Genomic DNA, 25751 nt, shown 5'->3' with positions numbered 1-25751 from the left:
CCTTATGAACAGGAGGTGTTCTTGATTATGACAAGAATTGGTGTAGAACCATCTTTATCCGATGTAGAAGAGCTTTTGAAGCAAAAAGGGTATGATGTCGTACGTATTCAAAATGAACAGCAAATGGATCAGTGTGACTGCTATGTGGTTACAGGGTTAGATTCAAATGTTCTTGGCATTTCAGACACAACGACAAAGGCATCTGTCATTACAGCGTCAGGTATGACGGCTGATGAAATTTGTCAAGAAGTAGAACAGCGTGTTCAATAAAACAAACAAAAGAACCAGGATTTTATGATCCTGGTTCTTTTTGCTCTTTTTCTAGATCAAGTGCTTCTTTCATTTTTTTGCGCAGAATTCGTTCGACACGCCACTGCTCCATCGTTTCAGTTTTTGCAATGATACGAAGGACGAGGGATGAGGAGCCAAATGATTCCACTCCAACGACTTGAGGACCTTCGATGATTTGCGGCATGCTCTCACGAACTTCATCACAGGCTGCTTGCAAAGTGGTGATCATCTGATCCACATTTTCATCTGGGGATAATTCGATATCAACGAGTGCCTGCATCGTCCCTCGTGAATGATTGCTTACATTAAGTATACTTCGGTTCGGAATGAAATGAAGAGTGCCATCAAAGCTTCTAAGCTGTGTTGTTCTCAGTCCAATTTGTTCAACGATCCCATCGAAACCAGCAACCGTTATATACTCGCCGACATCAAATTGTTTTTCCAGCAGTATGAAGAAGCCTGTCACAATATCACTCACTAATCCCTGAGCGCCAAAACCAATGGCAAGTCCTACAACACCTGCCCCAGCCAGCAAGGCGGTTGGGTTATAATGAAATAAGTCGAGGATCATCACAACTAGAATAAAAATCAGCAAGTAGGCGAAAATATTTAAGGTAAGACTTTGCAGCGTTTGAGCTCGTGATAAAGAGACATCGTGCTTCTCAGAGAATGCTGAATAGGCACGCTTAATCATCTTGTTTCCAATCGCTCTGATGATAAAATAAATCACAAAAATAGCGATTAGTTTTAACAAAATTATACTGCTGTTCATGATGATGGAAACCCAATCTACTTGTTCAAGTGCTTTCATGATCTTCAAAACCTTTCTATGTATGTGCGAAATGAGAAGCTAATCATTTGTTCCCTTATGCAAGTCATGTTAAACTTTTAATAGTTGGAGCGAGAGATTGTGACAAATCGTTAATTAAATTTATTATTAATTAATATTGACTAAAAATCGCTTAAGTATTATAATTATATTTGTGAAGTTATTAACTAAATGAGAATTTAACCTATTGATTCTCATTTTATATACAGCTAAGAAGTCTGTATAAAGATATTATTTTTGGAGGGATTTACATATGGCAGAGCGTTTTGTAGGAAAACAAGCTCCACGTTTTGAAATGGAAGCAGTACTTGCTAATAAGGAATTTGGTAAAGTGAGTTTAGAGGAAAACATCAAGAATGACAAATGGACAGTTCTTTTCTTCTATCCAATGGATTTCACTTTTGTTTGTCCAACTGAAATTACAGCAATGAGCGATCGTTATGATGAGTTTGAAGATTTAGATGCAGAAATCATTGGTGTATCTACTGATACAATCCATACGCATCTTGCTTGGATCAACACAGATCGTAAAGACAATGGTCTTGGTGAATTAAAATATCCACTAGCTGCTGACACAAACCACACAGTATCTAGAGAATACGGTGTTTTAATTGAAGAAGAAGGAATTGCACTTCGTGGTCTATTCATCATTAATCCAGAAGGCGAACTTCAATATCAAACAGTATTCCACAACAATATCGGTCGTGATGTAGATGAGACACTACGTGTTCTTCAAGCATTACAAACTGGTGGACTTTGCCCAGCGAACTGGAAACCTGGTCAAAAAACACTTTAATTGATAGTTGAAGAAACAGTCTAACGGGTGTTAGACCTTCAGATTGTTGACAAAGGGCTAAAATGAACTTGATTTTAGCCCTTTGTCTTCTTTTCAGCGTGATAGAAAACCTTTGCAGCCCTAGGAACGACGAGTACTGGCGCGAAGCGAATGTGACATTCCGTGAGCACCAGCACGCAGGACCGAAAAAGAATGCGAGGGTTTGTCTACATGCTGGGGTCTAACTGATGTTAGACTTTTTTGTTTCGAGACATACAATGGATGGAGGCGCTTCAAAATGAAATTACGTCAACCAATGCCAGAACTAACTGGTGCAAAAGAATGGTTAAATGGAGAAGTAACAAGAGAAGAATTAATTGGTGATAAACCAACATTGATCCACTTCTGGTCAGTTAGCTGTCACCTTTGTAAAGAGGCGATGCCGCAAGTGAACCAATTCCGTGATGAATACAAAGATCAACTAAACGTGATCGCAGTTCACATGCCACGTTCAGAGGATGACCTTGATCTAGAAAAAATCAAAGAGGTTGCAAATGAGCATGAAATCACTCAGCCAATCTTTGTAGACAGCGACCATAAATTAACAGAAGCATTTGAGAACGAATATGTACCAGCTTACTATGTATTCGATAAAACAGGTGCTTTACGCCACTTCCAAGCTGGCGGAAGCGGTATGAAAATGCTTGAAAAACGTGTCAATCGAGTTCTTTCTGAGTCTGAAAAGGCTGCAGAATAGGCTTTCCCCCCATAAATGGGGGTTTTTTTCATGGGGAAAAATAGGAGACATATTGCACTGGATGAATATGATTGTAGGTGGAATGCTTAAGAAAAGAGAAAATGAGGGATTTCATTAAAAAAATTTCCTGAAATAAAAAGGTATTATGACCTATTTACATTTTTATTTTGAAATGAAAATGTAAAGATTTTAACTTTTTACTATTCAGAACGTTTTTGCACAAAAGAAATTTCAGTTTGGTAAATAACTATATAAATCAAGTAGTATAAGCATTTATTCAAAATTTTTACAATATTTCAAAGGTGGTCAAAAGCCTATAGTGGCAATGAAATGGGTGCCGATTTTTCTTCTTTGGCAAAATTTTAGTTGGAAATACCTATCTGATAGCAAACTGTAAAATGATAAAAAAATAGTTGATAAAATTAGTTTTCTAATCTAATATTTACTATAGAATATTTTTTATATGATGAGGGGGAAATCCATTGTTTAATGAGAGGGAAGCGTTACGTTTACGATTGGAACAATTAAATGAAGCAGAAGTAAAGGTCATCCGTGAATATCAAATTGAACGAGATGCGATTTACGCAAAACTAAGAGAATTAGACCGTCAAGGTACAGGTCTCGTCACAGATACAAAAAAAGAAGTACGTACAGAGAGAAAAACAGATTCACTGCCTGTATTAGCTGAGCTGGCTGCACAAGAAATGAGAAGCTACAATCAGCCTGCGCAAACGCAGTCAAACGTTACATCATCTTTAGGAACAGGTCAGCTAAATGGTGCACCTGTAGGTATTCCTGAAGGATCTACAAGACGCAGAAGAGGCACAGCTAGACCTGGATCAAAGGCAGCTAAGCTTCGTGAAGCTGCAATCAAAACATTAAAGCGTCATAATGCGGCGATTAAAAGCTCTGAACTTCAAAAAGAGATTGAAAAAGAGAGCGGTCTTGAAATTCCAAATATGACAACGTTTATGCAAAGCTTAATTAAAATGTACCCAGAAGTGAAGAAACCTTATCGCGGACAGTATATTTTAGAAGGCGACATTCAAACAGAAGACGAATAAATAAAAAAGAAACTGCTGGGCGTAAATGCCAGCAGTTTTTTCTTGCGTACGTGATGAATGAATCACTTTTTTTGATCAACTGTATAGACAATCTTTCGTTCTTTGGGCATGTTGTCGCGCTGTTTTTTAAATCCATCGATCTTCACTGTCATGACCTCTCCACTCCGCTGCACCGCATCAACTTTTGCCTGGAGCGTTTCTACTTGTTCGTTTAGTTTCTTCAAAATCGGTCCTATTTCTTCGGTTGTTTGTAAAATAGGGTCTTGTGAGAACGGCTCGGCATTTGTTTGGGCTGACTGGTCGATATCAGCAAAATGAGAAGCGATCCATTCCTCGCTTTCGGCCAACTGTTTTTGGTAGCTCGTGAGCGTTTCATAAAAAATGGCTTCTTTTGCTTTTTCGATTTGCAGTAATTTTTCTTGTGTTTCATAAAAACGCTCCTGTAGATGCCGGACGCCTTCTTGTAATAAATGAAGCTCTGCGTTTTTATCGCCTAGAGTTTGCTGCAGTTTTTCAATCACAGCGGATAAAGTATTTCCTTTTTTCTCCTCTTTTGCAAGCTGTTTATCTTGGTCTATTAATCGCTCCTGTAGTTGCTGAGACATTTCCTTATATTTAACAACCTTCAAATGCAATCGGTGCTTTTCCTCTGTTTCTTTTCGTCTATGATAGGTTTCCTTTTGCAGCATTTCATGAAGAAGGACGATTTTATGTAATAATTCCGATTTGCTATAAGAGAGATCCTGTATTTTAGATGATGCTTCGTCTTGGTCAATGGTCATTTCATCCAATTGTTGTTTTAATTGAGTGAAATCCTTTTTCATCTCATGATATTCTTGAGATAGCTTCTTGTTTTTAGCATAGGTATACGTGGACTGTAAATCTGAAATCATCTGTTGATACTTGGCCGTTTCAGCTTTTAAAAATAGATTTTCTTGAGACAGATCATGGAATAGGGGAGAAGCATGGCGCCGGTTCATAGGTAGACCCTCCTTATTCATGTTATCAATAAAGTATGCGAAATGAGTGCGATTAGAACAACCATATCAAAGGGGATGAGATGATGAGAATAGTGAATGTGATACTAGCCGGAGGTGCTTCTAGGCGTTTTGGAGAGCCAAAGGCAAGTCATGTCTATCAGGGGAAACCACTATATGAACATGTGAAAGAGCAACTTTTGAAAGGGGAAACCATCATCATCAGTCACCCGAAGCTTCTGCCTTTTTTCAAAGCAAGAGGGGAACAAGCTGTTTGGTTAGATGATGAACAGGTGCGTGGGTATGGCCCGCTTGCAGGCATATATACCGCTATGCAAAAGCAAGAAGCAGAGTGGTATTTAGTGACGGCATGTGATATGCCATTCATACGAAAAGAGACAGCCGTCGCTTTATCTTCTTATTGCCATGAAAATGTAGATGCTGTGGTTCCGATGGTGCAGGGAAGATTACAGCCGTTATTTGCGCTTTATCACCGCCGCAGTCTTCCGTTTATTTCTGCGTGTTTAAAAGAGAATCAATTAGCTATCAAAGACTTATTACAAAAACTTCACGTCCAGGTTGTTCCAGCCGACGAACTGAACGTGGCACCAAATGAATTTCATAATATCAATAAAAGAAGCGATTTACCTGAAAACGGTATGATATGATACATAAAAACGAGAAGGAGAGAACAATATTGAACGAGCGATATTCAAGGCAAATCTTGTTCCCTCCGGTAGGCGAAAAAGGGCAGTCTGCGCTTGCCGAAAGTCATGTCCTTATTGTTGGAGCTGGTGCACTTGGAACAGCATCTGCTGAAGGGCTTGTCCGATCTGGAATTGGTACTTTGACGATTGTAGATCGTGATTATGTCGAATTCTCAAATTTACAACGGCAGCAGCTGTACACTGAACACGATGCAAAGATGCATGTGCCAAAAGCGGCAGCGGCGAAAAAACGTCTCCAAGAGATCAACCATGAAGTGACCATACACGCCATTATTGAAGATGCAGGAGTAGAGCTGTTAAGACCTTTATTCCGAAAAGCAAATATCGTCATTGATGCGACTGATAATTTTGAGACAAGAATGGTGATGAATGACTTATCCTTAGAAACAAATACGCCTTGGATTTACGGTGCCTGTGTGAGCAGTCAGGGAATGTATATGACCATTTTGCCGGGCAAAACACCTTGCTTATCATGTGTATTTACCTCAGTGCCTGTTGGGGGTTTGACATGTGATACAGCTGGTATTATTTCTCCTGCTGTCCAAATGGTGTCGGCTTATCAGCAAACAGAGGCATTAAAATATTTAACAGGGCATGAAGAGCAAATGGAGCGAAAGTTTGTCACGTTTGATTTGTGGCAGTCGTCTTCGTTTAAAATGGATGTATCTCGTACGAAGCAGGAGAGCTGTCCATCTTGCGGCATAAATAGAACGTATCCATATTTAGATGAACAGCGAAAAAAAACAGCGATTCTTTGCGGGCGTGACACCATTCAGATCATATCGAAGGATTTAGAAAACCTTTCATTTCAGCATGTAAAAGAGCGTCTGTCCTCTATTTGTGAGGTGGAAGTGAACGATTTTTTAATTCATATACGCTATGAAAGACACCGTATCGTTTGTTTTAAAGGAGGACGTGTATTAATCCATGGGACAAATGATGAAAGAGTAGCCAATTCATTACTAGCAAGACTGCTAGGCATATAGGAGTGAGAAGTGATGGAAAGACGACAGCCAATTCCAGTAGAAGAGGCAGTAAAGAAAGTCCACCAATTTCAAAAACATGGACAAGTCGAATGGGTTCCTTTAAAGAACAGCCTTGGAAGATGGATTGCAGAGGATATTTTAGCAGATCACGATGTTCCTGCCTTTGATCGTTCTCCGTATGATGGTTTTGCACTTCGAGCAGAAGATACAAAGGAAGCATCGAGCGAGCATCCGATTGAATTTGAGGTCATTGATCATATAGGGGCAGGTATTGTTTCTGCAAAAACGATCGGTCCTTTTCAAGCGATTCGCATCATGACAGGAGCGAAGATTCCAAAAGGAGCAAATGTTGTGATCATGCTCGAATTGACGAAAACGTTTGAAAAAGACGGTAAATCAATGATGTCACTTAAAAGACCGCTGAAAAAGGGGGACAATATTTCTCGGCAAGGAGAAGAGACCCTCAAAGGGAACGTCATGATCAAAAAAGGCTCAAAAGTTACCCCAGGCGTGACGGCGATATTGGCAACGTTCGGGTATGCGGTTGTGCCAGTCGTCAAAAAACCGGTGATCGGTATCATCTCAACAGGTACCGAGCTCCTACAAGTAAGTGATGCCATGGTGGACGGTAAAATTAGAAATAGTAACCTAAGCATGGTATACGCTCAGGTTCTTGAAGCTGGAGGAGAACCGCTTGATTTAGGCGGTGTATCCGATGATTTTGATCAAAGCTATGAAGCCGTAAAATCAGCCTTAAGCAAAGTTGATATGCTCATCACAACAGGTGGTGTATCGGTAGGTGATTTTGACTTTTTACCTGCTATTTATGAAAAACTAGGTGCAGAGGTGTTGTTTAATAAAGTCGCCATGAGACCTGGAAGTGTGACGACCGTTGCTGCGTTGTCAAATGGTCAATTGCTTTATGGGCTGTCAGGAAATCCGGCTGCCTGTTTTGTTGGCTTTGAACTATTTGTCAAACCGATCATTTATAAATGGTGTTTGAAAGAAAATCCATTTCCCGTTTTTGCTGAGGCGAAGCTGACACATGATTTTCCAAAAGCCAATCCATTCACACGATTTGTTAGAGCATCACTTGATTTCGCTGGCAGCCAGCTGAGTGTGACGCCAACAGGTCTTGATAAATCTAGTGCTGTGACATCTATTGCTCATGCTGATTGTTTCATTGTTTTGCCCGGAGGAACAAGAGGGTTTAGTGCAGGTGACCAGGTCAGCGTTCTGCTATTTCACCACGAAGGCGGTGCTCCATGTTGGATGACAAATTAAACATTCTACAAGTCGTGGGCTATCAAAATAGTGGTAAAACGACGCTGATCGAAAAATTATGTCAGCTGGCGGATGAAGAAGAAATGCAGCTAGGCTGCTTCAAACATCACGGACATGGTGGAAAGCCAGACCGTCTGTTCAAACAAAAAGATACGGACCGATATGTTCAAGCGGGTGCATTTGCCGCAGGTGTGGAGGGAGAAGGTGAATGTCACTTTTTCATACGGCACATGACATTCACACAACTAATCAACATGTGTCAGCATCTTCCTTTAGACGCCGTCTTGATCGAAGGATACAAACAGGCGCCTTACCGCAAAATCCTGTGTGTCAAAGACGAACAGGAACTCATTGATCTTTCGACACTTTCTCATATACAAGCAGCCATTTATTTCAATAAAGAAATACAATTCACTGAGAAATACCCGTTTCCTGTGTTTTCAGCATTTGACAAGCGCGGGATCACATTTGCTTTTAATTTATTGAAGGGGGAAGCCTCGTATGAATGAACTTTTTAAGATCACAAAAGAGCCGATTGATGTGAATGAATTGATTCAGCATGTCACAAGACGCAAAGCGGGAGCCATTACGACATTCATAGGCACGGTAAGAGAATGGACAAATGGCAAAAAAACGTTGCGTTTAACATATGAAGCATACATACCAATGGCGGAAAATATGTTGAGTCAAATTGGACAAGAAATTAAAAAACGCTGGCCCGATACAGAAGCTGCTATTGTGCATCGTATTGGCACTCTTGAGATATGTGACATTGCAGTGGCAATAGCTGTTTCATCACCTCATCGGAAAGCTGCATACGAAGCCAATGAATATGCGATTGAACGAATAAAGGAAATAGTTCCTATATGGAAAAAGGAATACTGGGAAGATGGAGAGGCTTGGATAGGTGATCAGCTTGAAACCGTTTCATACCCGGAAGGAAAACCTAGTACTCTCCAACTTAACGAGAAAGAAGGGAAGCGGCATGATTAGCGTATTATTGTTCGCCGGCCTTGCTGAGAAGGCCGGTAAACAACAAATCATCATTCAAAAAGATCAAACAACGGTTGATGAGATTAAAATAGAATTACAGGAGGTATATGGTGTTGATACTGCACAAAACGTGATGGTTGCAGTCAACGAAATATATACGAGGGGAAATGCTGAAGTGCGTAGCGGGGACACTGTTGCACTCATTCCTCCTGTAAGTGGTGGATAATAGATATTAGAGGATTTGGTTATGGCCAGCGGCTGTAACCAATTTTTTTATGTGTGAAAAGTTTGGAGAGGTACTTGGGTATGATCTTCGTAAATAAAACATCCCCGGCGTGCTTTAGAAATGTGAGGATCGAGCTGTTGAATGAGATCATACAATTCGCTGATTCGTCTCACATTGAAATCTGTTTGAGCTTGAAGCTGTTCTTTTAGTTCTTTTGTGCTCACGATGCTTCCCTTTTTTTCTTTAATAATATCTACACACCTTGCTGCGTAGTATATTTTGTCATTAGAAGGTCTGCTCTCTTTCATATCAAGTAATTTGAGCTCATGATAAATCAGTTCTCTTTCCTTTCTAAAGTATTGCCATGCTTCTTGTTCCTTTTCATAAAGTAAAATCAATTGCATTTTCAATTTTTCTCTTAACATTCACTTGACTCCATTTCCACTATCATTTAACCTACCTCTATTTTACATTATATGAAAAAATAACATTTGATCAAGTAAAATCCTTTTATTTTTATTTTTTTAATATGAAAGTATTGATACTAAAGGCTCATCTGTTCTATAAAAGGCGCTAAACATAGTCCTATAAAGCCGGGATTCATTGAAATTACTAGGAATATTTTAACAAAAAATTGTTGTGTCTAACTGAGACCATCTGAATCCAAAGGAAAAGGATATTTATTCCGAAAGACATGTTGTTTACTTCATAAACTGTTTTTCAGTCAGTAAAATCATGATTTTTTCATATGAATATGGTCGGATCAAGGTATCATTTGAAGGATGTCGTTCATGAAAATAGAATAATAGATTCAATCCTATCACTATGAAAATAAGAAAATCAAATGATCTATCACTTATTGGCAATCTTTTGATAAAATAGAAACAACAAGAGTATGAAAAAACGTTTCGATACTTACAAGCACATGGAGAGGATGACCTTTGATGAAAGAAACAACGCCAAAACCCACAATGATTGGAGTAAGCACAAGACCATCAGAGCATTTAAAAAGAGTGTGGGAGCAGCCATTCGTTTGGTGGCCTTTATCATGTGTGCTTGTATTAACAGTTGTTGTCACTTATTTGTCTCAGCTAGTGAATGAAGGATTGTGGGCAGATTTAATTTTACCAATCCCTTTCGTTTATGTGATCACGCTCATTGGTCTGGTCATTGGGATTGTCATTAATACTGCCGTATACAAGTTCATCGTCTTTTTAGCAAAAGGTGATGCAACATTTCATCAGCTGTTTTCAGGTGTACTGTATATCACGCCTATTACGATCATTGGTACGATTATTTCTCATTTGGCGATCATTTTTTTTCATGTGCCAAAAGATATCACGGTTACCTCATTAAACGCATTCATTCGAATGTCTGGTCCATGGCATGCCGTGTTAGCCAATATCGATCTTTTTGTGATCTGGAATCTTGTTTTAACAGGCTTTTTATTGATCAAAGTCGGCCGCATTTCGCCAAGAATATCTTGGATTATTGTGAGTGTCTTTTATGTATTATCTTTAATTTTTCAATATGTAGGAACTACGATCACCATCAACATGCAGTAAGCTGGGGGTAGAATGTTTTTATGAGAAAGAAAATCATTATCGGATCCATTATCATTATTGTGATTGGTCTATTCATTGGATTTAATATTGCAAAAAACCAATCAAAGCCTGCCTCTACGGCATCATTTAAAACAGTCCAACTTGCATCAAAAGAAATAACTTCTACGGTGATGACGCCTGGAACACTTTCATTCTCGGAGGAGCAATTCATTTATACAGAAGAAGAGAAGGGAAGCCTGAATCATATCGCTGTGAAAGAAGGAGAAAAGGTGAAAGTTGGAACACCGCTCCTTACATATGAAAATAAGGAACTGGAGCTTGAAGAACAGCAGCAAGCACTTGCGGCTGAATCAAGTACACTAAAGCTTGAACAATTACAAAATAGACTCAATACATTAGATGAAAATCAGGGGAAAAAGGCGGGCTCTGATTCGAAAAACGAGCGAGATCAGCTTGAACTCGAACTCAAAGCCGCTGAATTAGAGCAAAAACAAGCGGAGCTTAACCAAGAAAAAGTAAAGGCACAAATAGAAGATTTAACGATACATAGCAAAATTGAAGGAACAGTCATCTCCATCGAGCAAGATGCTGGCGCAGGGAAGCTAGAAGAGAGGCAGCCGGTGATCCATATTGGCAATGAGAAAAAAATGATCGTACGAGGCTTAATCACTGAGTATGACGCTATGAAAGTCAAAAAGAAACAAAAAGTAAAGGTAACGTCTGATGTCATTCGCGGAAAGAGTTGGCAAGGAGTGGTGAAAAAAGTGGGCGCTGTGCCTGCCCAGTCAACAGCAGAAACAGCTGCTAGTGATCAAACCGTACAATATCCAGTCGAAATTGAAATAAAAGGGAAAAAGCCGGATGCAAAACCAGGCTTTAAAATGATCATGGAAATTGAAACGGACAAGCGTCAAGTGCTCACAATTCCTGAAACAGCTGTGAAAAAAGACAAAGATGGTTCATACGTTTATGTTGTTGAAAAGAATACACTGAAGAAAGTAAAAGTGACATTAGGTGAAACGTCAGGTCAAGATCTTGAAGTGACGAAAGGTTTAACAAAAGAAGATCAAATCATTGCAGAGCCATCAGATGATATGTATGACGGAATGGAAGTGAATGCTGAATGATTCAGCTTTCAAACGTGACAAAAAGCTACGAAGTCGCTGAGGAGACATTTGATGTATTAAGTGAAGTGGACCTCGTCATTGGTAAAGGCGAGTATATGTCCATTATGGGCCCGTCCGGCTCTGGAAAATCAACGTTAATGAATATCATTGGCTGTCTGGACCACCCGACCTCCGGACAGTACCATTTTCAAGGTATGGAGCTGTCGGCAGCAAAGGATCAAGAACTGGCAGTGATTCGAAATCGATCCATTGGTTTTGTTTTTCAACAATTTTATTTACTGCCTAGATTAAATGCGAGGCGAAATGTTGAACTTCCGATGATTTACGCTGGTATCAGTCAAAAGGAAAGAAAAGAACGTGCAGAAATGGCACTTGAAAAGGTTGGTTTGGCAGATCGAATGAAGCATATGCCAAACGAGTTGTCAGGGGGTCAAAAGCAAAGAGTAGCCATCGCACGTGCGATTGTCAATGAGCCGGAGCTCATCTTGGCAGATGAACCAACAGGCGCTCTTGATTCAAAAACGAGCGGCTCGATTATGGAACAGTTTACAAAGCTCAATGAGGAAGGAACAACGGTTGTGCTCGTTACTCATGAAGAAGAAATAGCTGCGTATACAAACCGGATAGTCGTTGTAAGAGATGGACGCCTCGCTCAAGATAGATTGATACAAGGAGACGCAATGAATGAAACTCTTTGAAAATATCAAAATAGCGCTGAATTCTGTCCTAGCTCATAAATTGCGGTCTATTTTAACAATGCTTGGCATTATTATTGGGGTTGGATCAGTGATTGCAGTCGTTGCCATCGGTCAAGGCGGAGAGCAAATGCTGAAAGAATCAATTTCAGGGCCAAACAATACCATTGATATGACCTATACACCCTCTGATGAGGAGTTAAATGCGAATCCTAATGCGTTATTTGAAGCCACATTTACAGAAGAAGACATTCAAAGTGTTCAAGCATTGAATGGGGTTAAACAGGTTGCCTCCTCCACGGCACAAGGCATGCAATTAAGATTCCAAGATACAACAATAGATGCAACGGTCAATGGGATTAATGAAGGGTACACGAATGTACATTCATTACATATAGCAGAAGGACAGGACTTACGTGAAATCGATTTTAGGAGCGGAAGAAGGGCAGCTGTTATTTCAGAAGGGATACAAAAAGAATTATTTAATGGAGAGAAGGCAGTAGGCGAGTTGATTTGGATGAATGGACAGCCGGTTGAGGTGATCGGAGTTTTAGCAAAACAGGAAGGGCTGTTTTCATTTGATATGAATGAAATATATGTCCCTTTTGCAATGCTGACAACTGCATTTGGTGTGAAAGAATATGATAAGTTGTCTATTCAAGTTGCACATGCTGATCAAATGAAAGAAGTAGGAAAGAGTGCGGCTGCACGCTTAAATGAAAATCACCATACAGAAGATGCTTACGAAATGATCAATCTGGAAGAGATTGCAGCAGGCATTGGTCAGATTACGTCTGTCATGACAACAATCATTGGCTCAATTGCTGGTATCTCATTACTTGTCGGCGGCATTGGTGTCATGAATATTATGCTCGTATCTGTCACAGAAAGAACAAGAGAAATCGGAATTCGAAAGGCACTTGGGGCAACTAGGGCTCAAATACTCGTTCAGTTTTTAATTGAGTCTGTCGTCCTTACACTGATCGGTGGGTTACTTGGAATCGCGCTTGGCTTAGGAGGTGCTTCACTTGTGTCACTGTTTGCAGGGTGGCCTTCTCTTGTATCGTGGCAAATCGTATGTGGAGGCGTCCTATTTAGTATGCTCATTGGTATTATTTTTGGACTGATTCCTGCCAATAAAGCAGCGAGGCTCGATCCGATTGAATCACTTAGATATGAATAATCCTAAAGTTAACGTACGAGGTGCTGACAAGAAGGTAGAACGAGATATATTGCCTGCTGCTCCGCACCTGAAGCTTTTATGCAAAACGCATAAAGGCTTTTTTTCGTTCAATTGAATGAAATGAAAAATGATAGAAATGCTAATATCATGACTTTCTTCTCAATGTCACATATTTTTCAGTTTACAAATGGTACATATAAAGGTAAGATGACCATTGTGAAAGATTTTGATAGTTATTGAATGTATTTGATTGTTTTGTATTGATAATGTTGAAAAAAGCGATTACAATAAAGGTGCGCGCAAAATGAATACGTTTTCAAAAGGGGGTGTTTTCAATGCTCACACCAGAAAGACATCAACTCATTATCGACTATTTAGAAGAAAACGATGTCATCAAAATACAGGACTTAACGATTATGACGGATGCGTCTGAATCTACAATTAGAAGAGATTTATCAGCCCTTGAAGAAAAAGGCTTTCTTAAAAGAGTTCACGGAGGAGCTGCTAAAATATCTAGTATTCGTCTTGAACCAGATGTGTTTGAGAAATCTGCCAAAAACCTTCATGAAAAGTCATTGATTGCAGAGGCAGCTGCATCACTTATAAAACAAGGCGATTGTATTTACTTAGATGCTGGTACGACAACACAGCAAATGATTGACTTTATCGATCCAGATCAAGACATCGTTGTGGTGACAAATGGTGTCATGCACATTGAAGCACTCATGAGAAAAGGCATTTCTTTTTACCTGATAGGCGGATCAGTGAAACATCGAACAGGAGCCATGGTGGGAGCCGCAGCTTTGACAGCTATGGAAAATTACCGTTTTGACAAAAGCTTTGTTGGGACGAACGGCATTCATCCCGAGGCAGGGTTTACAACACCTGATCCAGAAGAAGCACTCATTAAAAAAAGAGCCATGAAGCAGGCGAAAAAAACCTACATCTTAACAGATGCCTCAAAGTTTGGCGAAATATCGTTTTCAACCTTTGCTAGTTTACAGGAAGCCACCATTATCACAAACGACGCAAAAGAGGATTCATTCGATAATTACCATGAAAAAACGGTTATAAAGGTAGTGAAAACATGATTTATACAGTTACTTTAAACCCATCAGTTGATTACATCGTACACGTGGAGGATTTTGCGGTCGGCGGTTTAAATCGTTCAACCTATGACAAAAAATATCCAGGTGGTAAAGGAATCAATGTCTCAAGGCTTTTAAAACGGCACGGTGTTGAATCAAAAGCACTTGGATTCATTGGCGGTTTTACAGGCAAATATATTCAAGACTTTTTACAAAACGAACAATTACAAACAGCCTTTCATGAGGTGTCAGAAGATACACGTATCAATGTGAAACTAAAAACAGGCGAAGAAACAGAAATCAACGGGCTCGGTCCAAGTATTACTGAAGCACAGTTCGATTCGTTTTTATCCCAATTCACTTCATTAACAGAAGGCGATGTCGTTGTATTAGCAGGTAGCATTCCTTCTTCACTGCCTCATAACACATATGAGCGCATTGCTGAGGTATGTGCGAAGCAAGGGGTAAGAGTAGTACTTGATATTTCTGGAGAAGCCTTAAAAAAAGCAGCAGATCTGCAACCATTCTTAATGAAACCAAACCATCATGAGTTAGGTGAAATGTTTGAAACCAGTATTTCATCTGCAGAAGAAGCCATTTCTTATGGGAAAAAGCTGTTGGAACAAGGTGCTGAACATGTCATTGTATCTATGGCTGGAGACGGCGCTCTCTTATTCAGTAAGGAAGGGATCTTTCAATCTAATGTTCCAAAAGGCAAGCTGATCAACTCAGTTGGTGCAGGGGATTCAGTCGTTGCAGGATTCTTAGCTGGCGTTTCTAAAGGCCTTTCCATAGAAGAATCATTTAAGCTTGGCGTCACATCAGGAAGTGCTACAGCATTTTCTGAGGAACTTGGAACAAAAGAGCTTGTCGATACATTATTGCCACAAGTAAAAGTCACACGCATTTAAAGGAGGAGTCATCATGAAAATTACAGAACTACTCACGAAGCATACGATTAAGCTTCAATTAGACAGCCAGCAAAAAGAAGCCGTTATTGAAGAACTGGTCACTGTATTAGATACAGCTGGTAAATTAAATGATAAAGAAGGCTACAAAGCAGCTGTTGTTAATCGTGAAAAACAAAGCTCTACGGGAATTGGAGAAGGAATTGCGATTCCTCATGCGAAAACAGCAAGTGTGAAAGAACCTGCCATTGCATTTGGTCGTTCAACAGCTGGTGTAGATTATGAATCATTAGACGGACAGCCAAGTCATCTTGTCTTTATGATTGCAGCAACTGAAGGCGCAAACAACACGCATTTAGAAGCACTTTCTCGTTTATCCACACTTCTCATGCGTGAAGAGATCCGAAAGCAGCTTCTTGAAGCGGCTACTGAAGATGAAATCATTGAAATTATCAATACACATGATAAAGACGATGAAGAAGAAGAGGAAGTCAAAGAGGAACCGGCTGCACCGGGAAAACCTGCTAAAATTTTAGCGGTGACAGCTTGTCCAACAGGCATCGCGCATACATTTATGGCCGCAGATGCTTTGAAAGAAAAAGCAAAAGAAATGGGCGTTGACATTAAAGTTGAGACAAACGGCTCTAGTGGAATTAAACATGCCCTGACAGCAAAAGAAATTGAAGAAGCGCCAGCTATTATTGTGGCAGCTGATAAACAAGTTGAAATGGAACGCTTTAAAGGCAAACATGTCATTGAAGTACCTGTGACAGCTGGAATTCGCCGTCCGCAAGAATTGATCGAAAAAGCCATCAATCAAGATGCGCCGATTTATAAAGGTTCAGGCGGCAGTTCTTCAAAAGATGAAAATGAATCGTCAGGTAAGGGAAGAAGTGGATTCTATAAGCACTTAATGAGCGGTGTAAGCAACATGCTTCCGTTTGTTGTTGGGGGCGGTATCCTCGTTGCGATTTCATTCTTCTGGGGAATTAACTCAGCTGACCCTAAAGATCCTTCTTTCAATTCATTTGCAGCTGTATTAAAAGGAATTGGCGGAGATAATGCACTTGCCTTAATCGTTGCTGTATTAGCTGGATTTATCGCAATGAGTATTGCAGACCGTCCAGGTTTCGCACCAGGTATGGTTGGCGGATTCATGGCCTCAGCAGCAGGTGCTGGATTCTTAGGCGGATTGATTGCTGGTTTCCTTGCTGGTTACATCGTGGTGCTGCTCAAAAAAGTATTCACTTTTGTACCACAGTCGCTCGATGGTATTAAACCAGTTCTGCTCTATCCATTGTTCGGTATTTTCTTTACAGGGATTATCATGCATTACATCGTCAACACGCCTGTTAAAATGGTCATGGACGGATTAACACACTGGCTTGAATCACTTGGTACTGGAAACCTTGTATTAATGGGGATTATTTTAGCTGGTATGATGGCCATTGATATGGGTGGTCCGATTAACAAAGCTGCCTACACATTTGGTCTTGCGATGATTGCTGCTGGCAACTATGCACCGCATGCTGCGATTATGGCAGGTGGAATGGTGCCGCCGCTAGGAATTGCCCTAGCGACAACGATCTTTAGAAACAAATTCTCTAAACGTGACCGCGAAGCAGGTATTACATGTTACTTCATGGGAGCTGCGTTCATTACGGAAGGGGCGATCCCGTTTGCAGCGGCAGATCCTCTGCGCGTCATTCCTTCGGCTGTGATTGGTGCAGCAGTTGCAGGTGGATTAACAGAATTCTTTAGAGTGACGCTTCCTGCACCGCACGGCGGACTATTCGTTTTCTGGGTAACAAATCATCCAGTTCTTTACATCATCAGCATCTTAATCGGTGCCATTGTTACAGCGCTACTTCTCGGAATTCTAAAAAAACCAGTCCGACAAGAAGCTTAATTTGAAAAGAAGCATCGTGAAGAGCGGTGCTTCTTTTTGTTTAATCATCAGCAAATTAGGAAAAAATATCTAATTGAATGGTTGTCTTGTGAATTTTTAAATGACATGTGATAAAGTAAAGTTATTCAATTCGCGTTTCAAGTCTTTTAGCAGAAAGTCTTAGGAGGAAGCAGTATTTTGAACGAAGAAAACAAACAAAACGAAAATGACATTCAATCTGATGCGAAACAAGCCAAAAAAGAGAAGAAAAGTTCTCTGTTTGAATGGATCAAAGCCATTTTAATTGCACTTGCCCTCGTCCTCATCATCCGTACGTTTATTTTTGAGCCGTATGTGGTGGAAGGAGAGTCAATGGAACCAACCCTTCATGATGGAGAAAAGCTGTTTGTTAACAAAACCATCAACTATCTCGGTGGAGTCAAACGTGGTGACATCGTGATTATTAATGGAAAAGACGGTCAGAAAATTCATTATGTCAAACGATTGATCGGCCTTCCAGGCGACACGATTGAAATGAAGGATGATACGCTTTACATTAATGGTAAAAAAGTAGATGAGCCTTATTTAAAAGAGAACAAGGCGCATGCCAAAGAGTATGAGGTACATTTAACAGGAGATTTTGGTCCAGTGAAAGTACCGAAAAACGATTACTTTGTTATGGGTGACAACAGACTGAATTCTATGGACAGTCGAAATGGACTCGGACTCATTGAAAAGGATCGGATTGTCGGCACATCAGAATTTGTTTTCTTCCCATTTGGCGATATTAGACAAACACAATAAATACACCTTTCTCAATGCGTAAGAAAGGTGCTTGAATGGACGACCCTTCATGTAGGGTCGTTTTTAATTTGGTGTGAGCATCGTGACAATGATGACAATGGCCAAAACAGAAGCGAAAACGGACCCAGTAATCGCCAAAACAGAACGGAATAATCCAATTTTCACATTGTCTTTTCCGCGCTTTTGTAAAAAGCGTTTTGAAAAGATATGGACCAGTGTGTAAATGAGGACAAGCCCAATATAAAGGCCAAAGTCTCTTGCATTAAAGCCAGTCGCCGATAAATAAATGCCCATAAAGAAAATCAATAAACAGTATTCCATGAGTGTGAGTAATCTCAAATCGCCCGAACTCCTTCAACAAAAACATTCCCACTTATTATACCATATTGGACAAAAAGCCTTTGTTCTTAGCGAGAGACGTTTCTATCAATCGTTATTCATGTTATACTTCATATTGATGAATGAGTGATGGAGGATTAATAAATGATTGCAGTGAATAATGTTAGTTTGCGATTTGCTGATCGTAAATTATTTGAAGAAGTAAATATTAAGTTCACTCCTGGCAACTGCTACGGACTAATTGGTGCCAATGGAGCTGGTAAATCAACGTTCTTAAAGATTCTTTCTGGAGAAATTGAGGCTCAAACGGGCGATGTTCATATGAGTCCTGGTGAACGTTTAGCGATTTTAAAACAGAACCACTTTGAATACGAAGAGTTTGAAGTGTTAAAAGTCGTCATCATGGGTCACAAACGTCTATATGATGTGATGCAGGAAAAAGATGCGATTTATATGAAACCTGATTTCTCAGATGAAGACGGGATTCGTGCAGCAGAGCTTGAAGGTGAGTTTGCTGAGTTAAACGGGTGGGAAGCAGAAAGTGAAGCTGCGATCCTATTAAAAGGTCTTGGTATTCCAGAGAGCCTGCAATCGAAGAAAATGTCTGAGCTTGGCGGATCTGAAAAGGTAAAAGTGCTTTTAGCACAAGCTTTATTCGGTAAGCCTGACGTTCTACTTCTCGATGAGCCAACGAACCACTTGGACTTACAAGCCATTCAGTGGTTAGAAGAGTTCCTCATTAACTTTGAAAATACCGTCATCGTCGTATCGCATGATCGTCATTTCTTAAACAAAGTATGTACGCATATTGCAGACCTTGACTTTGGAAAAATTCAAGTGTATGTCGGAAACTATGATTTCTGGTATGAATCAAGCCAGCTGGCATTAAAACTCAGCCAGGATGCCAACAAGAAAAAAGAAGAACAAATTAAGCAGCTTCAAGAATTCGTTGCTCGGTTCAGTGCGAACGCATCTAAATCGAAGCAAGCGACATCAAGAAAGAAATTGCTTGATAAGATTTCGCTAGATGACATTAAACCATCTTCTCGTAAATATCCTTATGTTCATTTTGCGCCAGAGCGTGAAATCGGAAATGATGTCCTTCAAGTAGAAGGTCTATCAAAAACGATTGACGGTGTAAAAGTACTGGATAACGTCAGCTTTATTATGAATCGTGAGGATAAAATTGCGTTCTTAAGCCGTAATGAACTTGCTGTCTCTACTTTATTTAAAATCCTTGCTGGTGAAATGGAGCCAGACAGCGGGACATTTAAATGGGGCGTGACAACATCTCAAGCATTCTTCCCTAAAGACAACAGTGAATATTTTGAAGGAAGCGATTTAGATCTTGTTGATTGGCTTCGTCAATATTCTCCTAATGATCAAAGTGAAAGCTTCCTGCGTGGTTTCTTAGGCCGTATGCTTTTCTCTGGGGAAGAAGTGAAGAAAAAAGCAAGCGTCTTATCAGGTGGAGAAAAGGTTCGTTGTATGTTATCAAAAATGATGCTGTCTGGAGCGAATATTTTGCTGTTAGACGAGCCGACGAACCATTTAGACCTAGAGTCCATCACAGCGCTGAATAACGGTCTAATGAGCTTTAAAGGGGCTATGCTCTTCTCATCTCATGACCATCAGTTTGTTGAAACAGTTGCAAACCGGATTATCGAAGTGACGCCAAATGGAATCGTTGATAAACAAACAACTTATGATGAGTTCTTATCAGATCAAGAGATTCAAAAAAGACTACAAGAGCTGTATGCATAAACATAAAGAAAAGACATCCGCATGAGGATGTCTTTTTTCTTTAAAAAGCCCAATTTCCATTACGGAAAATCGGTTCACGTTTACCATCTTTTGTGATCCCATCAATATTCATTTCCTTTGAACCAATCATGAAATCGACGTGTGTAATACTGCTGTTCACACCCGCTGCGTCTAATTCCTCTCGTTTCATCTCTTTACCGCCTTCGATATTAAATGCATAACCGCTGCCGATGGCAAGGTGGTTGGATGCATTTTCATCGTAAAGTGTATTGTAATAGAGGATATTTGAGTTAGAAATTGGTGAATCATCTGGTACAAGAGCAACCTCACCTAGATAATGTGAGCCTTCATCTGTTTCAACGAGAGAGGTTAAAATGTCTTCGCCCTCTTTTGCTTTCACATCTACAATACGCCCATTTTCAAAGGTTAACGTAAATTCATCGATAATGTTTCCTGCATAACTAAGTGGTTTTGTGCTTGAGACAGTCCCGTTTACACCATCTTTTTTAGGTACGGTAAAGACCTCTTCTGTCGGCATATTGGCCATGAATGATACGCCGCGTTCACTCACGCTGCCAGCACCTACCCAAATATGCTGTTCTGGAAGTTCAATCGTTAAATCTGTACCTGGTGCTTCATAGTGCAGCTTGTGGTAGTGACGTTCATTTAATACTTTTACTTTTTCATTTAGTGATTCATCATGCTTTTTCCACGCTTCAACAGGATCTGGCTGATCAGCGCGGGCGACTTTAAAGATTTGGTCCCATAATAATGCAACAGCTTCTTCATCTGCATGCTCAGGGAAAATCTTTTTCGCCCAATCTTTTGATGCAGCACCGACGACTGTCCATGCAACTTTGTCAGATTGAACGTATTGACGATATGTATGAAGTGCTGAACCTGCAGCTTTTTGCTGTGAAGCAATTTTTTTCGAGTCAATGCCACTTAGAAGATCAGGGCTTTCTGACAAGATCGTAATAAAAGCACCGCCACGTTTTGCGATGGTTTCCATCATCTGTGCTTCCCATTCTGGAAATTGCTCAAACACATCTTGTGGGGCATGTTCATATTTTAAACGGGTAAGAACACCATCACTCCAGCGGATATGTACGTTTTTCGCTCCGCGCTCATATGCGTGTTTTGCCACAAGGCGGACAAGGTCTACAGATTCAGTGAACGCAGATACGACCACTTCTTGACCACTTTGAACATTTACACCTACTTCAACGATGGTTTTAGCATATTGATCTAGTTGTTTTTCGAATGAACTCATAAAAACCCTCCTTTAGTCATGTTCATCATATCAGATTTAAGACCGAAAAGGAAAATGGGGAGCCGTCCCGAAGCAAAATAAAAAAGCCGCTTTCGTGCGGCTTTTTAGCGGTTCAGTTGTTTCACAGGCTGTGCATTAGAAGGGGGCATATGTGAAAACGACAGGCTCATTCCTCCTAAAATAATACCGGTTAAAATGACTGTGACAACGACCCGTTTACCTAAATCAAGCAACATGTTCTTCCTCCTTCACGTTTATCCATTCATCACGATATGATCGAAATGATGAAAAAAGAAGTAGATCATGAAGATTATTTTAATGTTTTTTGCAATTTGTCGATTACTTCTAATGAACGACCCGTTCCAATTGCGACAGATTCAAGTGGATTTGCTGCGATATGAACTGGGACGACAATTTCTTGAGAGAGCCATTCTTGAATGCCGTTTAATAGTGCACCACCCCCAGTTAGAATGACGCCGCGGTCTACGATATCACCACTCAGTTCTGGAGGGCTGTCTTCTAATGTAGCCCGAATCGCCTCTAAAATATGAAGAAGTGATTCTCGCATAGCACCTTGAATTTCTGTTGATTCAAGTGTAATTGTTTTTGGAAGACCTGTGACAAGGTCGCGTCCACGTACTTCTAATGACTCAGGTTCGTGTTCAATGAGTCCATAACCAATTTCCATTTTTACCTGCTCAGCTGTCCGTTCACCGATCAGTAAATTGTATTTCTTTCTCACAAAAGTAATGATATCTTCATCCAGTTGATCTCCGCCAATTCGGATCGAGTGGCAAGAGACAACCCCGCCAAATGAAATGATCGCTACCTCTGTCGTTCCTCCGCCAATATCTACAACGACGTTGGCAACAGGCTCGTCCACCGGGAGATCAGCACCGATTGCAGCTGCGACGGGTTCTTCAATTAAATGCACATGCTTGGCCCCGCAATTTTTGACAGCATCGCTGATCGCGCGGCGTTCGACAGCTGTTGAACCTGATGGTGTACAAACAACCACAGTCGGCTTTCTAAAGGTAAACCCAATATTTTTTCCTGCTTTTTTCATAATTTGTTTAAGTAAATCGGTTGTCATATCATAATCAGCGATGACACCATCTTTCATCGGACGGATCGCTACAATTTTTCCAGGTGTTTTCCCAATCATCTCTTTTGCTTCTGACCCCACTGCAAGGACAGTTTTTGTTTCCGTATCTACTGCCACAACGGATGGTTCATTGAGAATAATTCCTTTATTTTTACTGTAAACCAATATGTTAGCTGTTCCTAAATCAATTCCAATTTCGGCATTTTGAAACATGTTTTCACCCAATCTCTATTTTTGCTGTTTTAAACAATTTTACATTTAAAAGTTCAGAGGGTTGAGGTCATTTGTGGGGGTTTGTGATCAGCTTGAAATGAATCTGTAAAATTCAAGTCTCATTTTTACAATCACAATAAATTTTCCCTTTGGTTTTTCGATTTTGAAAAAAAATTTTATGCAGGAGAAACCTTTTAAGAATCTCTTACGTCTACGATATATCAATTGGTGAAAAACAGATTGATCTTGAGCTAATGAAAGAAAGAGGGAACGAAATTGAAATCTATCGGAGTTGTAAGAAAAGTAGATGAACTAGGGCGTATTGTGATGCCAATCGAATTGAGAAGAGCACTTGATATCGCTATTAAAGACAGTATGGAATTTTTTATAGATGGAGATAAAATCGTCTTGAAAAAATATCAGCCAGAGGGCGTCTGCCTGATGACTGGTGAGATTACTTCTGAGAACCACGAGTATGGAAATGGTCAAATTACATTAAGCGCTGAAGGCGCAGAACTACTGCTAAAAGAGCTTCAAGAAGCCCTTCAGCAGTAAATAAAAATAGCCTGTTCTCTCCCATTGTGCTGAGAGCAGGCTATTTTTTCTAAAAAAGTTCCTTAAAAATGCCGCATCTCCCTCAAAAAATAAGTGGAAAATGGTACAATTGACAAAGAATCTCAGGGCGGCAGGTGGAATTATTTGAACAAAACATATCAAGTACGGATCCTGTTATCCGTTCTTGCATTTATATTAATTTTGAGCTGGGATTTCTTTTATTATCTTAGCGGCTATCACATTAATTGGCCGCTCGATCTAGCCTTTACAGTCGTTGTTTTGGCCGGTATTTGGACCATCTCAGGCTATGTGGACCGGTTGAATTTGCTTGTATCAGATTTGAATAAACGAGAAAAAGAAGCACACGAACTGACAGAGCGGCTGAATCGAATAACAGATAACTTGCAAGAAATCGTTTTTGAAACCAATGAAAAAGGTGAAATCATTTTTTTAAATCAAGCATGGAAACAAATGACGGGTTACGACATAGAGGAGTGTCTAGGTACGATGTACAATCAGTACTTTGATCAAGAAGAGCATGTCGTTCAGCATTTGTTGTCTGTGATCAAAGAGCATAAGGATGAGGGGCGGGTGGAGCTGCAGCTTCTCCATAAAGAAGGAAAAAAGGTATGGGGAGATGTGCATTATAAGCTTTATTTCGATAAACAGCACCAGTTTACTGGAGGTATTGGAACGGTTGCAGATATCACGAAACAAAAGCAGGCAAAGCTTGAACTTGAAAGATCAAATCAGCAATTGCAAATGCAGGCACAAAAGCTGGCTGTTGCAGGACAAATAGCCGCTGGCATTGCCCATGAAGTCAGAAATCCGCTCACCTCAGTCAATGGATTTTTGCAGCTGATGAAAACGCAATATCCTGAAAGAACCGATTATTTTGATATCATCTTTTCTGAAATTAAACGCATTGATTTTGTTTTAAGTGAGCTGCTTGTCTTAGCAAAACCTCAATCGGTTCAATTTCAAGAAGTACAGCTCCATGATTTGCTAGAGCAGGTGATTACGTTATTAAAGACAAATGCCGTTCTTTCAAATATTGATCTCAAACAGCCATTTAAAAAGCAGGATGCTGGCACGATATTAGCAGACGCCAATCAAATGAAGCAGCTGTTCATTAACTTAATCAAAAATGCGATCGAGGCGATGCCTGAAGGCGGCAGTATATACATATCAACAGAAAAAGTGATGAATGAATGGAAAATCACGATTCAAGATGAAGGAAAAGGAATGTCCGAAGAGGACATTCTGAAAATATATGATCCTTTCTTTTCGACTAAAAAAGAAGGTACAGGACTTGGTTTAACGATCTGTGCGACGATCTTAAAAGATCACCATGGAAGAATGGATGTAAAGAGCGAGCTCAGCAAAGGGACGGCTTTTGATATTTACTTACCTGTGTATCAAAAAAGCAGATAGTAGCAAGGTGAGAGGATGTGATGTGTGATGACGAAAGAGACAAAGACGTTATTTGTGTATGGGACACTTTTAAAGCACGAAAAGTATCACGAGACATTGATGAAAGAAAGCAGTCCATTAGCAGCATCTGCTTGGATAAAAGGGAGACTGTACGATACAGGTGAGGGTTACCCTGTGTGTGTTGTCTCGGAACAAAGCACAGTATATGGAGAATTGTATGAGGTCAGTGATGAAACGCTGCATAAGATAGATGAGCTAGAGGAAGGGTATGACCAGCAGGAAATAGAGGTTATGACAGACCAGGGGCCAAGGTCAGCCGTTGCTTATACAATATGTAAGCAGAATGCATCGAGCCTGAAGGAGATTGAAAGCGGCTGCTGGAAGTCATATCAACTATGGGAGCGCAAACCGTCTTCCTTCTATTATTTTGCCTATGGGTCCTGTATGGATGATGCAAGGTTTAAGCTTGCGAAAGTGGAACATTATTTCAAACAAATCATCGGCGGCGGCACACTTGATCGTTTTACCACAAGGTTTACATTGGTGCGCCTTGATGGATCAAGAGCAGATATGGTAGAAGACGGCGGAGAAACAGAGGGTGTTCTATATGAAGTACCTTTTGATGCCATTCGTTATTTGTACAAACGAGAAGGTGTAAATGAAGGGACTTATCGCCCAGCATTTGTCGATGTCACAGTAGGTGATCAAGTGTATGAGGACTGCTTAACGTTTCTCGTTTTAAAAAAGAGCGAAGAAATTGCGCCTCCTGGTCATTATCGCAGTGAAATCGAAAAAGGAGCAGACCTTTACTTAAGTGAAGCGTTCCGTAAAAAAATACGGTCGCATATGGATTCATTAATGAAACCGTAGTAAAATGCATGGTAAGTGATATAAAAGGAG

Annotated in this window: 29 protein-coding genes; 22 read left to right on the top strand and 7 right to left on the bottom strand. The window is 40.2% G+C overall.

The annotated features are described in order from the left end of the window. Positions 1–27: 27 nt before the first annotated feature. Complete coding sequence (locus tag ACTJKA_RS12460; RefSeq protein ID WP_003211408.1) at positions 28–270, top strand: YkuS family protein; 243 nt, start codon at positions 28–30, stop codon at positions 268–270. Positions 271–292: 22 nt separating this feature from the next. On the opposite strand, the gene ACTJKA_RS12455 is transcribed toward ACTJKA_RS12460, so the two are convergent. Continuing rightward, a complete protein-coding gene (locus ACTJKA_RS12455; protein ID WP_058337402.1) occupies positions 293–1102 on the bottom strand; it encodes a mechanosensitive ion channel family protein in 810 nt (269 codons plus the stop codon). A 271-nt stretch (positions 1103–1373) separates the two neighbouring features. On the opposite strand from ACTJKA_RS12455, the gene ahpA reads away from it, so the two are divergent. From ahpA to ACTJKA_RS12440, 3 genes are all read left to right on the top strand, one after another. Continuing rightward, a complete protein-coding gene (gene ahpA, locus ACTJKA_RS12450; protein WP_007498654.1) occupies positions 1374–1916 on the top strand; it encodes a biofilm-specific peroxidase AhpA in 543 nt (180 codons plus the stop codon). Between the two features lie 277 nt (positions 1917–2193). Continuing rightward, a complete protein-coding gene (locus ACTJKA_RS12445; protein ID WP_008345174.1) occupies positions 2194–2652 on the top strand; it encodes a TlpA disulfide reductase family protein in 459 nt (152 codons plus the stop codon). A 482-nt stretch (positions 2653–3134) separates the two neighbouring features. Further along, positions 3135–3716, top strand: a complete 582-nt coding sequence (locus tag ACTJKA_RS12440) for a Rok-like winged helix domain-containing protein (protein ID WP_007498648.1) — start codon at positions 3135–3137, stop codon at positions 3714–3716. Between the two features lie 62 nt (positions 3717–3778). Here ACTJKA_RS12440 and ACTJKA_RS12435 read toward each other — a convergent pair whose 3' ends face one another. Further along, positions 3779–4696 carry a hypothetical protein gene (locus ACTJKA_RS12435; RefSeq protein ID WP_048003190.1) on the bottom strand — a complete coding sequence of 306 codons (918 nt, stop codon included), beginning with the start codon at positions 4694–4696 and terminating at the stop codon, positions 3779–3781. An 83-nt stretch (positions 4697–4779) separates the two neighbouring features. Between ACTJKA_RS12435 and ACTJKA_RS12430 the strand changes: the two genes are divergently transcribed. From ACTJKA_RS12430 to moaD, 6 genes are read left to right on the top strand one after another with little or no spacing between them, the layout of a single operon-like run. Continuing rightward, positions 4780–5361 (top strand): molybdenum cofactor guanylyltransferase, encoded by a 582-nt coding sequence (locus tag ACTJKA_RS12430; protein ID WP_072367702.1) that lies wholly within the window; start codon positions 4780–4782, stop codon positions 5359–5361. Between the two features lie 29 nt (positions 5362–5390). Further along, positions 5391–6407, top strand: a complete 1017-nt coding sequence (locus ACTJKA_RS12425) for a MoeB/ThiF family adenylyltransferase (RefSeq protein ID WP_039963321.1) — start codon at positions 5391–5393, stop codon at positions 6405–6407. A gap of 9 nt (positions 6408–6416) precedes the next feature. Next, positions 6417–7691, top strand: coding sequence for a molybdopterin molybdotransferase MoeA (locus tag ACTJKA_RS12420; RefSeq protein ID WP_029575455.1), 1275 nt, complete (start codon positions 6417–6419; stop codon positions 7689–7691). Then, positions 7673–8200 carry a molybdopterin-guanine dinucleotide biosynthesis protein B gene (mobB, locus tag ACTJKA_RS12415; RefSeq protein WP_046527034.1) on the top strand — a complete coding sequence of 176 codons (528 nt, stop codon included), beginning with the start codon at positions 7673–7675 and terminating at the stop codon, positions 8198–8200. The genes ACTJKA_RS12420 and mobB overlap by 19 nt, the downstream gene beginning before the upstream one ends. Then, on the top strand, positions 8193–8684 hold the full coding sequence (locus ACTJKA_RS12410) for a molybdenum cofactor biosynthesis protein MoaE (protein ID WP_008345161.1): 492 nt from the start codon (positions 8193–8195) through the stop codon (positions 8682–8684). Before mobB ends, ACTJKA_RS12410 begins: the two co-directional genes overlap by 8 nt. Beyond that, positions 8677–8910, top strand: a complete 234-nt coding sequence (gene moaD, locus ACTJKA_RS12405; RefSeq protein WP_008345159.1) for a molybdopterin converting factor subunit 1 — start codon at positions 8677–8679, stop codon at positions 8908–8910. The genes ACTJKA_RS12410 and moaD overlap by 8 nt, the downstream gene beginning before the upstream one ends. A 47-nt stretch (positions 8911–8957) precedes the next feature. Here moaD and ACTJKA_RS12400 read toward each other — a convergent pair whose 3' ends face one another. Further along, a complete protein-coding gene (locus ACTJKA_RS12400; RefSeq protein ID WP_017359410.1) occupies positions 8958–9335 on the bottom strand; it encodes a Rok-like winged helix domain-containing protein in 378 nt (125 codons plus the stop codon). 519 nt (positions 9336–9854) lie between these two features. On the opposite strand from ACTJKA_RS12400, the gene ACTJKA_RS12395 reads away from it, so the two are divergent. The 8 genes from ACTJKA_RS12395 (at position 9855) to lepB (ending at position 18168) form a co-directional block, all read left to right on the top strand. Beyond that, positions 9855–10475, top strand: a complete 621-nt coding sequence (locus ACTJKA_RS12395; RefSeq protein WP_008345152.1) for a YIP1 family protein — start codon at positions 9855–9857, stop codon at positions 10473–10475. Positions 10476–10495: 20 nt separating this feature from the next. Then, positions 10496–11602 (top strand): efflux RND transporter periplasmic adaptor subunit, encoded by a 1107-nt coding sequence (locus ACTJKA_RS12390; RefSeq protein WP_440607786.1) that lies wholly within the window; start codon positions 10496–10498, stop codon positions 11600–11602. Further along, positions 11599–12300 (top strand): ABC transporter ATP-binding protein, encoded by a 702-nt coding sequence (locus ACTJKA_RS12385; RefSeq protein WP_041507366.1) that lies wholly within the window; start codon positions 11599–11601, stop codon positions 12298–12300. The genes ACTJKA_RS12390 and ACTJKA_RS12385 overlap by 4 nt, the downstream gene beginning before the upstream one ends. Next, positions 12287–13480, top strand: a complete 1194-nt coding sequence (locus ACTJKA_RS12380; protein WP_019743799.1) for an ABC transporter permease — start codon at positions 12287–12289, stop codon at positions 13478–13480. The genes ACTJKA_RS12385 and ACTJKA_RS12380 overlap by 14 nt, the downstream gene beginning before the upstream one ends. A gap of 335 nt (positions 13481–13815) precedes the next feature. Continuing rightward, positions 13816–14571: a DeoR/GlpR family DNA-binding transcription regulator gene (locus tag ACTJKA_RS12375; protein ID WP_019743798.1), complete on the top strand. Its 756-nt coding sequence runs from the start codon at positions 13816–13818 to the stop codon at positions 14569–14571. Next, a complete protein-coding gene (gene pfkB / locus ACTJKA_RS12370; RefSeq protein WP_440607785.1) occupies positions 14568–15479 on the top strand; it encodes a 1-phosphofructokinase in 912 nt (303 codons plus the stop codon). Before ACTJKA_RS12375 ends, pfkB begins: the two co-directional genes overlap by 4 nt. A 13-nt stretch (positions 15480–15492) precedes the next feature. Beyond that, complete coding sequence (locus tag ACTJKA_RS12365) at positions 15493–17385, top strand: PTS fructose transporter subunit IIABC (RefSeq protein ID WP_008345139.1); 1893 nt, start codon at positions 15493–15495, stop codon at positions 17383–17385. A 210-nt stretch (positions 17386–17595) separates the two neighbouring features. Next, on the top strand, positions 17596–18168 hold the full coding sequence (gene lepB, locus ACTJKA_RS12360; protein ID WP_026050084.1) for a signal peptidase I: 573 nt from the start codon (positions 17596–17598) through the stop codon (positions 18166–18168). Positions 18169–18231: 63 nt separating this feature from the next. On the opposite strand, the gene ACTJKA_RS12355 is transcribed toward lepB, so the two are convergent. Further along, entirely contained in the window at positions 18232–18507 is a 276-nt protein-coding gene (locus tag ACTJKA_RS12355; protein WP_008345136.1) for a hypothetical protein, read from the bottom strand. Between the two features lie 144 nt (positions 18508–18651). On the opposite strand from ACTJKA_RS12355, the gene ACTJKA_RS12350 reads away from it, so the two are divergent. Continuing rightward, on the top strand, positions 18652–20271 hold the full coding sequence (locus ACTJKA_RS12350; protein WP_007498620.1) for an ABC-F family ATP-binding cassette domain-containing protein: 1620 nt from the start codon (positions 18652–18654) through the stop codon (positions 20269–20271). A gap of 40 nt (positions 20272–20311) precedes the next feature. Here the strand turns inward: ACTJKA_RS12350 and ACTJKA_RS12345 are convergent, their stop codons facing one another. From ACTJKA_RS12345 to mreBH, 3 genes are all read right to left on the bottom strand, one after another. After that, positions 20312–21544, bottom strand: a complete 1233-nt coding sequence (locus tag ACTJKA_RS12345; RefSeq protein ID WP_008345134.1) for an aminopeptidase — start codon at positions 21542–21544, stop codon at positions 20312–20314. A 104-nt stretch (positions 21545–21648) separates the two neighbouring features. Then, entirely contained in the window at positions 21649–21780 is a 132-nt protein-coding gene (locus ACTJKA_RS12340) for a protein YkpC (protein WP_003210922.1), read from the bottom strand. A gap of 74 nt (positions 21781–21854) precedes the next feature. Beyond that, positions 21855–22862, bottom strand: a complete 1008-nt coding sequence (gene mreBH, locus ACTJKA_RS12335) for a rod-share determining protein MreBH (RefSeq protein ID WP_017359401.1) — start codon at positions 22860–22862, stop codon at positions 21855–21857. A gap of 276 nt (positions 22863–23138) precedes the next feature. Here mreBH and ACTJKA_RS12330 point away from each other — a divergent pair, with 276 nt between their 5' ends. The 3 genes from ACTJKA_RS12330 to ACTJKA_RS12320 all read left to right on the top strand — a co-directional run bounded on the left by ACTJKA_RS12330 (position 23139) and on the right by ACTJKA_RS12320 (position 25721). Continuing rightward, complete coding sequence (locus ACTJKA_RS12330) at positions 23139–23417, top strand: AbrB/MazE/SpoVT family DNA-binding domain-containing protein (RefSeq protein WP_017359400.1); 279 nt, start codon at positions 23139–23141, stop codon at positions 23415–23417. Positions 23418–23561: 144 nt separating this feature from the next. After that, positions 23562–24851, top strand: a complete 1290-nt coding sequence (locus ACTJKA_RS12325) for an ATP-binding protein (protein WP_171465296.1) — start codon at positions 23562–23564, stop codon at positions 24849–24851. 27 nt (positions 24852–24878) lie between these two features. Continuing rightward, a complete protein-coding gene (locus tag ACTJKA_RS12320; RefSeq protein ID WP_171465297.1) occupies positions 24879–25721 on the top strand; it encodes a gamma-glutamylcyclotransferase in 843 nt (280 codons plus the stop codon). Positions 25722–25751 lie beyond the last annotated feature (30 nt).

It is taken from the genome of Bacillus sp. 22190 (genome assembly GCF_052045575.1).
Taxonomy (GTDB): Bacteria; Bacillota; Bacilli; order Bacillales; family Bacillaceae; genus Bacillus; species Bacillus altitudinis.
Note: the sequence above shows the minus strand (reverse complement) of the source record. Positions and strands in the feature narration are given on the sequence as shown.